Origin of the sequence: Nonomuraea sp. MG754425 (assembly GCF_021699195.1) — a bacterium.
Lineage (GTDB): Bacteria > Actinomycetota > Actinomycetes > Streptosporangiales > Streptosporangiaceae > Nonomuraea.
Genome location: NZ_SSXE01000051.1, coordinates 39,845 through 50,589, shown reverse-complemented (window position 1 = coordinate 50,589; position 10,745 = coordinate 39,845). Strand labels below are relative to the sequence as shown.

8 protein-coding genes are annotated in these 10,745 nt (G+C 73.0%); 1 reads left to right on the top strand and 7 read right to left on the bottom strand.

Features of this window, described 5'->3' with window-relative positions; translation table 11 throughout:
* From FAF44_RS19615 to FAF44_RS19605, 3 genes are all read right to left on the bottom strand, one after another.
* Positions 1-680 (bottom strand): peptidoglycan DD-metalloendopeptidase family protein (locus FAF44_RS19615; protein WP_237104649.1); only part of this gene is annotated, 680 nt, incomplete at its 3' end.
* A gap of 261 nt (positions 681-941) precedes the next feature.
* Entirely contained in the window at positions 942-3,707 is a 2,766-nt protein-coding gene (locus FAF44_RS19610) for a family 78 glycoside hydrolase catalytic domain (protein ID WP_237104648.1), read from the bottom strand.
* Positions 3,704-4,981, bottom strand: a complete 1,278-nt coding sequence (locus tag FAF44_RS19605; RefSeq protein WP_237104647.1) for an MFS transporter — start codon at positions 4,979-4,981, stop codon at positions 3,704-3,706. The genes FAF44_RS19610 and FAF44_RS19605 overlap by 4 nt, the downstream gene beginning before the upstream one ends.
* 182 nt (positions 4,982-5,163) lie before the next feature.
* Here FAF44_RS19605 and FAF44_RS19600 point away from each other — a divergent pair, with 182 nt between their 5' ends.
* Entirely contained in the window at positions 5,164-6,189 is a 1,026-nt protein-coding gene (locus FAF44_RS19600) for a LacI family DNA-binding transcriptional regulator (RefSeq protein WP_237104646.1), read from the top strand.
* Positions 6,190-6,253: 64 nt separating this feature from the next.
* Here FAF44_RS19600 and fdhA read toward each other — a convergent pair whose 3' ends face one another.
* From fdhA to FAF44_RS19580, 4 genes are all read right to left on the bottom strand, one after another.
* Positions 6,254-7,477 carry a formaldehyde dehydrogenase, glutathione-independent gene (gene fdhA / locus FAF44_RS19595; RefSeq protein ID WP_237104645.1) on the bottom strand — a complete coding sequence of 408 codons (1,224 nt, stop codon included), beginning with the start codon at positions 7,475-7,477 and terminating at the stop codon, positions 6,254-6,256.
* 142 nt (positions 7,478-7,619) lie between these two features.
* The gene (locus tag FAF44_RS19590) at positions 7,620-8,648 is read right to left on the bottom strand and encodes a DUF2804 domain-containing protein (RefSeq protein WP_237104644.1); all 1,029 of its coding nucleotides are present in this window, start codon (positions 8,646-8,648) and stop codon (positions 7,620-7,622) included.
* A gap of 2 nt (positions 8,649-8,650) precedes the next feature.
* Positions 8,651-10,075, bottom strand: a complete 1,425-nt coding sequence (locus FAF44_RS19585) for an NAD-dependent succinate-semialdehyde dehydrogenase (protein WP_237104643.1) — start codon at positions 10,073-10,075, stop codon at positions 8,651-8,653.
* Complete coding sequence (locus FAF44_RS19580) at positions 10,062-10,733, bottom strand: GntR family transcriptional regulator (protein WP_237104642.1); 672 nt, start codon at positions 10,731-10,733, stop codon at positions 10,062-10,064. Before FAF44_RS19580 ends, FAF44_RS19585 begins: the two co-directional genes overlap by 14 nt.
* Between the last annotated feature and the right edge of the window lie 12 nt (positions 10,734-10,745).

Genomic DNA, 10,745 nt, shown 5'->3' with positions numbered 1-10,745 from the left:
CCGGCGAAGTTGTTGTTGCCTTTGCCGTTCCAGATGGTGAGGGTGCCGGTGGTGGCGGAGAAGATGTCGCCGATGCCGTCACCGTTGAAGTCCGCGCCGAACACGGACTGCCGGCAGCCGTTGGTGCTCGCCACGTTGCGCCACTCGCCGCCCGCACCCGGGCCGTACGCCTTGCCGTCGAAGGTGGCCGTGACGCGCTCCGCGCCGTCGAAGCCCCAGCTCGCGCTGCCGTCGCCGTTGGCGTCGTAGCCCTGCTCGTAGTGCAGGTGGGGGGTGCCGTTCGCGGTGGGGCCGGTGTGGCCGACCCGTCCGATGGTCTGTCCCAGCGTGACCGTGTCGCCGACACTCACCGAGCGCGACTGCAGGTGGAGATAGGTGGTGAAGTGGCGGCCACCGTGGTTGATCTGGATGATGTTGCCGGCGTTGCTGTGGTACTCGGACCGGTTCACGGTGCCGGACGCCGGGGCGATCAGCAGCGAGCCCTCGGTGTCCGACTGCGGCTCGCGGACCATGTCGAGGGCGGGGGCGTGGCCGGAGTCGTAGGTGTTGATCCGCCACTTCTGGCCGCAGGGGAACGGCATCTGGAAGTCGGGGGCCGCCGAGGCGGGCGTCGAGGCCGCGACCAGGCCGCCCGCGATGAGGGGCAGGAGCAGCGCGGCGCGTGTTAATCGGATCTTCATCACGTGAACCTTCCGCTGAGGGACTGCCGGGAAGGCTCTGACACGCACAGGTATCGGACCTGCGCTGTGCGTGTCAGAGCCCTACCCGACAGTAGGTTCCTGGGGTATGCGGTCGGTATGCCGACGATCGAGGCACGACGGTGATCGCGCGTGCCGGGCCACGTGCGGAGGCCCAGTGTGGAGGCCCAGTGTGGAGGCCCAGTGTGGAGGCCCGGTGGGGGCCGCGCGGCCGGGTGTCGTGCTCCCGGCCGCGCGGCGGTGTCAGCCGGCGTGCTCGGCCAGCGCGGTGTCGAAGCGGCGCTGGAGGGCCTCGACCTGCTCGGGCTTGGCACGCGGATAGACCACGGCGGCCAGCTCGGTCACCGGCAGCGGCAGGCCGCGCGCGGCCAGCGCGGACGTGGCCGCCTCGTCGCCGGGGATGCCCTCCGACGTCATGATCGCGGTCAGCCGCCGCCACAGCTCGGCGTCGTCCACCGCGTCGGCGATCCGCTCCGGTCGCGGGCGAGCGGCAGGGAGCGGCGCCTGCCGCCGGTGCCGCCCCGCGCCCACCCGCTCGGGCGCGCGGCCGGGCAGGTGGACGGTGGCGTGCGCCCCCGGCGGCACCTCGACGTCGAGCGTGAGCGTGCCCTCGATCACCCGCCAGGCCACGGCGGCCGTGCCGTACCTCGTCTCCAGCTCCGCCTCGGCCCAGGTCAGCCCGTATCCCGGCAGGGGGCGTACGTCGATCTCGCGGTAGCCGGGAGCCGCGGGCGCGAGCCCGGCCACCCGCCGGTGCAGCCAGTCGGCGACCGCCCCGAGCGCGTAGTGGTTGAAGGACGTCATCTGCCCGGGGTTGATCCGGCCGTCGGGCAGCATGCTGTCCCAGCGCTCCCAGATCGTGGTCGCGCCCATGGTGACCGGGTAGAGCCACGACGGGCAGGAACGCTCCAGCAGCAGGCGGTAGGCCAGGTGCGGGTAGCCGGCGTCGGTGAGCGCGTCGGTGATCAGCGGCGTGCCGACGAACCCGGTGGCCACCCGGAACCCGTTGCCGCGCACGATGTCGGCCAGCCGGGCGCCGGCCGCCGCGCGCTGGGCGGGCGTGGGCAGCAGGTCCCACAGCAGCGCCATCGCGTACGCCGTGGGCGTGTCGTTCATCAGCCGCCCGCCCGGGGTGACGAAGGCGGCGGCGAACGCCGCGCGGACCTTGGCGGCCAGCGCGCGGTAGCGCTCGGCGTCGTCCTGGTGGCCCAGCACGTCGGCGGCCTTGGCCAGCAGGTCGGCGCTCCTGACGAAGTGCGCGGTCGCGACGAGGTCCTTGTCGGTGCGCGCCGCGCCGGGCTGGTCGGGCGGCGCGGCCGGGTCCAGCCAGTCGCCGAACTGGAAGCGCCCGGCCCACAGCCCGTCCGCGCCGGCGAACGCGTCGAGGCGCTCGACCCAGGCCCGCATGCTCGGGTACTGCTCGCGCAGCACCTCGGGGTCGCCGTAACGCTCGTACAGCGTCCAGGGGACGATCGTGGCCGCGTCGCCCCAGGCGGCGGCCGCGGGCAGGATGTTGTGGTGGATGTTCGGCACGACGAACGGCACGCAGCCGTCCTCGAACTGCTCGGCCGAAAGGTCGCGCAGCCAGGAGGCGAGGAAGCCCGAGCAGTCGGCGACGAACGCGGCGGTGGGCGCGAAGACCTGGATGTCGCCGGTCCAGCCGAGCCGCTCGTCGCGCTGGGGGCAGTCGGTGGGCACGTCGAGGAAGTTGCCGCGCATGCTGCGCACCACGTTGTCGTGCAGCGTCTGCACGTCGGGGTCCGAGCAGCGGAAGCGGCCGGTCGGGCGCAGGTCCGAGCTGAGCGCGACGGCCTCGATCGACTCGACGTCCTCGGGCTCGACGCCCTCCAGGCTCGCGTACCTGAACCCGTGGAAGGTCAGCGACGGCTCCAGCGTCTCGGCCCCGCCGCCCGCCAGCAGGTAGCGGTCGGTCGCCTTGGCGCTGCGCAGCGGACGGGTGCCGAGCTCGCCCTGCTCCAGCACCTCGGCGTGCCGCACGACGACCTCCTGGCCGGGCCGTCCGCGCACGCGCAGCCGGACCCAGCCCACGAGGTTCTCCCCGAAGTCGACCAGCAGCGTTCCGGTGGGGGAGCGGAAGGGTTCGCCGCCGGGCAGCACCGCGACCGGGCGGACGGGCGGCGTGTCGCCGGGGAAGAGCCGGTCGAGGGGCTCGTCGAGCACGTCCACGGGTTCGGCGGGGCCGCGGCCCACCCGCAGGTCGGTGCTCTGGCCGTCGTACAGGTCGTCGGCCAGCACGCCGGTCTCGTGGGCGTGCCAGCTCTCGTCGGTCGCCACGAGGTGGGTGCTGCCGTCGGCGCACTCGATCTCGAGCTGGGCGAGCAGGGCCAGCCGCTCGCCATAGAAGGCGCGCTCGCCGCGCCAGTACAGCCGGCCGCGGTACCAGCCGTTGCCCAGCAGCGCGGTGATCTCGTTGGCGCCCTCGCGCAGCAGGCCGGTCACGTCGTGGCTGCGAAAGCGCAGCCGGTTGTGGTACGACGTCCAGCCCGGCGCGAGTTCCTCGTCGGTCACCCGCTCGCCGTTGATCCGGGTGACGTGCAGGCCGAGCGCGGTGACGTGCAGCCGGGCCCGCCGTACCGGGGCGGGCAGCTCGACCGTACGGCTGAGCAGCGGCGCGGCGGTGAGCAGGCCGCCGAGCGTGCGGGGCGAGACGAAGCGCGCCCGCCAGTCGTCCGGGCCCAGCGGCGGGTTCTCGAAGGCCAGCGGCTCGCTCCACGCGGACCACCGGCCGTCGCGCCGGACGCCGACCCGGACCGTGCCGCGGTCGCGGGCGGTCAGCGGGCCGAACGGCCAGGCGACGCCGATCTGGCCGCCGCCGTCCTCGGTGTGCACGGCGGGCTCGCCGCCGTTCAGGGTCAGCTCGATCCTCCGGGCGTCGAAGCCGGCCGAGTCCTGGCCGGTCCGCCACGACAGGCGGGGGCGGGTGCCCGGCATGCCGTCGAGGCGCAGGCCGTCGGGCGCGGTGCGGACGTCGTCGGTCGTGCTCGTCATCGGGTGAGTTCCTCCTGTTCGGCGGCGGACTGTTCGGCGGCCAGGGCGCGGCGGCGCATCGGGAAGATCCACGTCCAGCCGATCACGGCGGCGATCAGCACGGCGCACAGCAGCACGCCCATCAGCGCCCGCGGGCTGGACTCCGCGATCACCGGGGTGACCAGCGCGAACCCGGCGGCCACGAACCGGGTGAAGGCGATGGCGATGCCCTGCGCGGTGCCCCTGATCAGGGTCGGGAAGAACTCCTGCGCCCACACCTTGAAGATCACCTCGCCGGCGAAGCCCGCGCCGACGGTGATGCAGAACTTCAGGATGATCAGCGTCACGGTGTTCACGCCGACGATCAGGGGGATGGCCGCGCCGGTGGCCATGATCAGCACGCCGAGCGTGTAGAGCGGCATGCGGGCGGGGCCGTCCACGAACTTCATGAAGATCAGGACGGTGATGAACCCGAGCGGGTAGGCCAGCAGCCCGACCAGCGTCGCCGTGGACACCGCCGCCCCGGCGACCTCGGTGAACAGGAACGTCTGGAACTGGCCGAAGGTGTTGGCGACCAGGTTGCCGATGGCGTAGAAGAGCCCGAGGCCGACGACCGCGCCGAGCAGCGGCCCGGAGGTCAGCCTGCGCAGGGAGTCGCCCCGGGAGACGCCGGCGGGCGCCTGCGCCTGCTGCCGTTCGCGCTCGCGGACCCACTCCTCCGACTCGCGCAGACGCTGGCGCAGGATGAGGACCACGATGGCCACGACCACCACGTGCAGGTAGATGATCCGGGCGCCGGTGGCGCTGAGGTCGGAGACCAGGAACGCGATGAGGTAGGCGGCCAGGCCGCCGCAGCTCCACAGGACCTGGGAGAAGGCGACGAGCCGGGCCCGGCGGCCCTGCGGCGCCTCCTCGGCGACCAGCGCGAGCGAGGTCGGGATGTCGGCCCCCATCGCGAGGCCGGTGATGGCCACGCCCACGAAGATCATCCACGGGCTCCCGGCGAAGGCGAGCAGGAGCAGGCCGACGAGGAAGACCACGAGGTCGTAGGTGAAGACCCGGCGCCTGCCCAGCAGGTCGCCCAGGCGTCCGCCGAAGAGGGCGCCGATGGCGAGGCCGAGGGTCAGGATGGACGACGCCGCCCCGATCATCAGCGGGGTGAGCCCGAGATGCTGCTTGTACAGGACGAGCGCGGTGCCGGTGCCCACGATGGTGGCCGCGTCCATGTAGGAGGCCATGCCGCCCAGCACGGCCGTACGCCAGGCGCGCCTGGACGTGTTCTCGGTTATCGCCATGTGTACCTCTCGGAGGGGGGATGCTAACGGCCCCGCACGTCACAGGCCCGCGTGTTGTTAGGTGGAGATGATTGTAGATCGATCTACAAAACGCAAGAGCCTTGTTCTGTTCTTTATCGTCCGGTTGCCTCGCGCCTGGCCGTGCGGCACGTCCGAGCCCTGGTTGTCGCTATGTTTCCTCCATGAGCACCACGCGCCCAACGATCTCCGATGTCGCGGCCGCAGCCGGTGTGTCGCGAGCCGCCGTGTCGAAAGTGCTCCGCGACGCCTACGGCGTGAGCCCACGCATGCGCGAACGCGTGGAGCAGGCCATCTCCGAGCTGGGCTACCGCCCCCGCGAGGCGGCCCGCGCCATGCGCACCTCGACCCGCACGATCGGCGTCGCCGTGCCGCTGCTGCGCGGCCAGTTCTTCGCCGACATCCTCGACGGCGTGTACGAGGCGCTCGACGCCGGGCCGTACCGGATGCTCGTCTCGCCGTTCGACCACGAGACCGACGAGCGCAACCCCGGCATGGAGTCGCTGGGGGACCGCGAGGTCGAGGCGCTGATCGTGGTCTCGCCGAAGGTGCGCACCGCGTGGCTCGACGCCTTCGCGCGGCGGCTGCCCACCGTGATCGTGGCCCGTCACGACCCCGGCGACCACTACGACCGGGTCGTGGACGACGACCGCGCCGGCGCCGAACTGGCCGTGCGGCACCTGGCCGGCCTCGGTCACCGCCGCATCACCCACTTCTCGCACGACGTCACCGGCACCGGCGTGCTCAGCCCGCACGCCGTACGCGAGGCCGGCTACCGCGAGGCGATGGAGCGGCTCGGCCTCGGGGCCCACATCCGGGTCGTGCGCTGCGGCGGCAGCGAGGCGGTCACCGGCGAGGCGACCGGCGCGCTGCTCGACGGCGGTGAGCGGCCGACGGCCCTGTTCGTCGGCTCCGACCAGGGCGCGTTCGGCAGCATGCGCGCGCTGGCCGAACGCGGTCTGCGGGTGCCCGAGGACATCTCGGTCGCGGGCTACGACGACACCCAGTTCGCCTCGCACCCCCGCTTCTCCCTCACCACCGTCGCCCAGTACGGCATGGCGATGGGCCGGGTGGCGGCGGAGTACGCGCTCGAACGCGTCGAGGGGCGCACCGGGGCCCGCGAGTGGGTGTCGCGCCCGAAACTGATCGAACGCCGCTCGACCGGCCCGTGCCCCGACCCGGGCCGATGACCTGAGCCGCGATTCGGCCCGGCGGCGGCACGGCCGAGGCCGCGCCGCGCGCACGGGCCGGTCGTCAGGCCGCCTTGGGCAGCAGGCCGTTCGGGTCGAGGACGTACTTGCGCGCCGCGCCCTCGTCGAACTCGTGGTACCCGCGCGGCGCGTCCTCCAGCAGGATCGGCGTGGCGTTGACCGCCTTGGCGATCTGCACCCGGTCGTGCAGGATCGCCTGCATGAGCTGGCGGTTGTAGCGCATGACCGGGCACTGGCCGGTGGCGAAGCTGAGCGACTTCGCCCAGCCCAGGCCGATGCGGATGGACAGCGCGCCCTGCTGCGCGGCCTCGTCGGCGGCGCCCGGGTCGCCGGTCACGTACAGGCCGGGGATGCCGAGCGCGCCGCCCGCCCTGGTGACGTCCATGAGCGAGTTGAGCACGGTGGCCGGGTGCTCGGTCCGGGCCTCGCTGCCGTGGCCGCGCGCCTCGAAGCCGACCGCGTCCACGCCGCAGTCCACCTCCGGCTCGCCGAGGATCTGCGCGATCTGCTCCTTCGGGTCGCCCTTGGAGACGTCCACGGTCGCGCAGCCGAAGCTGCGGGCCTGCTTGAGGCGGCTCTCGTTGAGGTCCGCGACGATGACCACGGCGGCCCCGAGCAGGAACGCCGAGGCGGCGGCGGCCAGGCCGACCGGGCCGGCGCCGGCGATGTAGACCGTGGATCCCGGCTGCACCCCGGCGGTCACGCAGCCGTGGTAGCCGGTCGGGAAGATGTCCGCGAGCATGGCCAGGTCGAGGATCTTCTCCATCGCCTGGTCCTTGTCGGGGAACTTGAGCAGGTTCCAGTCGGCGTACGGGACGACGACGAACTCGGCCTGCCCGCCGACCCAGCCGCCCATGTCGACGTAGCCGTACGCCGATCCGGGCCGGTCGGGGTTGACGTTCTCGCAGATGCCGGTCTTGCCCTCCTTGCAGTTGCGGCAGCGGCCGCAGGCGATGTTGAACGGGACCGACACGAGGTCGCCGTTCTTGATGAACTCCACGTCGGGACCTGTCTCGACCACCTCGCCGGTGATCTCGTGGCCGAGCACGAGACCCGCGGGAGCCGTGGTGCGCCCGCGCACCATGTGCTGGTCGCTGCCGCAGATGTTGGTCGCGACCGTACGGAGGATGGCGGCGTGCGGCAGCTTGCGGCCGACGTTGGCCGGGTTGACGCCGGGACCGTCCTTGAGTTCGAATCCCGGGTAGTCGATGTCGTGAACCTCGACGTTGCCTGGGCCTTCGTACACGACTCCCTTATTGCCGGGCATGGTGATCTCTCCCTCGCGCGGAAATGCCGGTCGGGCGGTCGTTCACGCAGCTCACGGATCACCTCCTCCGGAAGGGCATTCGACAGGCATTTGCCCCCAGAATCCGAATATATCCCCCCAAAAGGGACGGGGTTCGTCCGGCTCACCAGCGGCGGAACACCTCCTCCGCCCAGCCGTACAGGCCGTCGATCTCCACGGGCTCGCCGTCGTCGGCGAGCACGGTGCCCCGGTAGCAGCCGAACGCCTGCGCCTCCTTGCTGCGCATGTACACCGCCCGCCGCACGTCCGACTGCCGCACGTGCTCGGGGACGAACTCGAGGTCCACCCGCTCGCCCGTGATCCGCCAGGGGGCGTACCAGTCGGAGGTGTCGTACCGCCAGACCAGCTCCTCGCTGATCTTGTGCACGCGGCCGTCGAGGATCAGCGCGTTCTCGACGCTGCCGGTGCCGTCCGTCCACTTGCCGCCGATCTGCACGGCCACGTCCCGGCCCCCGGGCCGGCCGGCCGCCGCGCCCCAGTTCCACCGGATCTCGCCGGGCCAGCGGCCCCGTCCCAGGTCCAGCGTGGCCAGCGCGTCGCCGGAGGAGAACGTCCTGGTCACGCCGTTCACCCGGACGGTGCCCTCGGCGGGCCGCCCGACGTCCTTGACCGTGTACTGGAAACGCCGCGCCGACCAGGGCACCACCAGCGACAGGCTCTCCCGGCCCGGCACCCGCCGCACCAGGATGTCGGCCTCCAGCTCGGCCGACTTCAGCCGCAGCCGGGTGCCGGCGACGGTCTCGTCCACGCTGATCCGCACCGCGCCCGCGCCGATGCGCACGCTGCCCTCGCCGCCGCGCTCGGAGAACGCCACGCCCCGGGCGGGCACGAGCAGCCCCCGGCTGGAGACCTGCTCGCCGGTGCGCCGGTCGAGGAACCAGGCCGACTCGCCCGCCAGGTAGTCGAGGCTGCTCGCGCTGAAGGCGAACACCTGCTCGGGGCTGGTGACGCACCAGTAGTCCCAGCGCATGGTGCGGCCCCAGCCGCGCAGGTTGGCCCGGTGCAGCGGAACCCGGCTCCAGCCGACGGCCGCCGGGTTGAGCCGGCCGTCGGGCAGGCACAGGTCCACCCTGGAAGTGATCTCGCGCTCGGGCACGGCGTTCGGGCCCTGCCGCACGGTTTTCCCGGTCATCGTCACAACCCCACGCTCAGGTACTTGTAGTCCAGATAGTCGGCCACGCCCAGGCTGCCGCCCTCGCGGCCGTAGCCGCTGTTCTTGATCCCGCCGAAGGGCGCCTGCGGGGGCGCCAGCGGGCCGCCGTTCACGGTGACCATGCCGAACTCCAGCTCCTCGGCCACCCGCAGGGTCCTGGCCAGGTCGCGGGTCCACACGTAGGCGGTCAGCCCGTACGGGGTGGCGTTGGCCCGCGCCACCACGGTCTCGACGTCGTCGTACTCGATGATCGGCGCGACCGGGCCGAACGTCTCCTCCCGGCAGACCAGCATCTCGCCGGTCACCCCGGCCAGCACGGTCGGCGGGTAGAAGGTGCCCGGCCGGTCGAGCCGCCGCCCGCCGGTCAGCGCGGTCGCGCCGCGCGCGAGGGCGTCGGCGACGTGCCGCTCGACCTTGGCCAGCGCGGCCCCGTCGATGAGCGGGCCCATGTCCACGCCCGGCGTGATCGCCTCGGCGTGCTCCACCAGCGCGCCGGTGAAGGCGGCGGCCACGTCGCGGTGCACGTAGACCCGGTTCGGGGACGTGCACGCCTGCCCGGCGTTGAGGAACTTGCTGCGCGCCACGGCCGCCGCGGCGGCCAGCGGGTCGGCGTCGGGGAAGACCAGCACGGGCGCGTGCCCGCCGAGCTCCACGCTCAGCCGCTTGACGTCGTCGGCGCTGCGCCTGATCAGCTCCCTGCCGACCTCGGTCGAGCCGGTGAAGGAGACCTTGCGCACCCGCGGGTCGGCCATCACCGTCTCGGCGAAGACGGCGGGCCTGGCGGTCGGCACGAGGTTGAACACCCCGGGCGGCAGCCCCGCCGCGGTGAACGCCTCGGCCACCGCGATCGCCGACAGCGGGGTCTGCTCGGCGGGCTTGAGCACCACCGTGCAGCCCGCGGCCAGCGCCGGGCCCAGCTTGCGGGTGATCATCGAGACCGGGAAGTTCCACGGGGTGATGCCGGCCACCACCCCGACCGGCTCGGGCAGCAGCCAGATGCGGTTGGCCGCGTTCGCGCCCGGCACCGTGCTCCCGTACAGGCGGCGGGTCTCCTCGGCGGCCCACGACAGGTGCTCGGCCCCCGACAGCACCTCGGCCGTGGCCTCGGCCGGCGGCTTGCCCTGCTCGGCCGTCATCGTCGCGCCGATCTCGGCGGCCCGCGCGGCCAGCTCGCCGGCCGCGCGGCGCATCAGCTCCGCCCGCTCGTGCGCGGGCAGCGCGCGCCAGCCGGGCAACGCCCGCGCGGCGGCCTCGACCGCCCGCCCGGTCAGCTCGGCGCCGCAGTCGCTCACCCGCGCGATGGCCGCGCCGGTCGCCGGGTCGTGCACGGCGAACGTGCGCCCGTCCGGCTCCGCCTGCCACACGCCGCCGATCAGGGCCCTGCCCCCGGCCTCAGCCGTGTCCATTCTTCTCCCGCAGTTCGTCGATCAGTGCTTGCATGGCGGCCATCTCGTGCGCGTGCTGCAACTCGCTGGCCAGGTCGATGTCCCCGGTCACTAAAGCGTTCCTGATGGCCACGTGCTCGGCGTGCGACTCGGGCAGCCGCCAGGGCACCAGGCGGAAGCCGCGCTGGGCGGTCTCCGTCCTGGCCCACAGCCCCTGGAGCATGCGGTGGGTGAGCCTGCTGTGCTCGGTGTCGCACAGCAGCGAGTGGAAACGCCGGTTGAGCATGGCGAACACGGCCACGTCCGCCTCGCGCACGGCGACCTCGCAGCGGGCCAGCACGTCGTCCACCGCCGCGAGCCGCTCGCCGGCCAGCGCCTCGCCGCCGAGCTTGAGCGCCAGCGCGGTCAGCGCCGCCCGCACGCTGTACAGCTCGCGGACGTTCTCCACCGTGAACTCGGCCACCACGGCGCCCACGTGCGGGCGCTCGACCAGCCACTCCTCCGAGCAGAGCTGCTTGATCGCCTCGCGCACGGGGGTCTCGCTGATGCCGACGGCCTCCGCGACCACCCGGGTGATGATCTTGCTGCCGGGAGCCGCCGCGCCCGTCATGATGAGGTGCTTGATGTGCTCCGCCGCCAGGTCCGCCTTGGTGCGGAACGGGGAACGCGGTTCGGCCATGGTTGTCGACAA

Bases quoted from the DNA above. Each gene is read 5' to 3' on its own strand.
- FAF44_RS19610 (WP_237104648.1), bottom strand. From the start codon at position 3,707: ATGACGAGCACGACCGACGACGTCCGCACCGCGCCCGACGGCCTGCGC.
- FAF44_RS19605 (WP_237104647.1), bottom strand. From the start codon at position 4,981: ATGGCGATAACCGAGAACACGTCCAGGCGCGCCTGGCGTACGGCCGTG.
- FAF44_RS19600 (WP_237104646.1), top strand. From the start codon at position 5,164: ATGAGCACCACGCGCCCAACGATCTCCGATGTCGCGGCCGCAGCCGGT.
- fdhA (WP_237104645.1), bottom strand. From the start codon at position 7,477: ATGCCCGGCAATAAGGGAGTCGTGTACGAAGGCCCAGGCAACGTCGAG.
- FAF44_RS19590 (WP_237104644.1), bottom strand. From the start codon at position 8,648: ATGACCGGGAAAACCGTGCGGCAGGGCCCGAACGCCGTGCCCGAGCGC.
- FAF44_RS19585 (WP_237104643.1), bottom strand. From the start codon at position 10,075: ATGGACACGGCTGAGGCCGGGGGCAGGGCCCTGATCGGCGGCGTGTGG.
- FAF44_RS19580 (WP_237104642.1), bottom strand. From the start codon at position 10,733: ATGGCCGAACCGCGTTCCCCGTTCCGCACCAAGGCGGACCTGGCGGCG.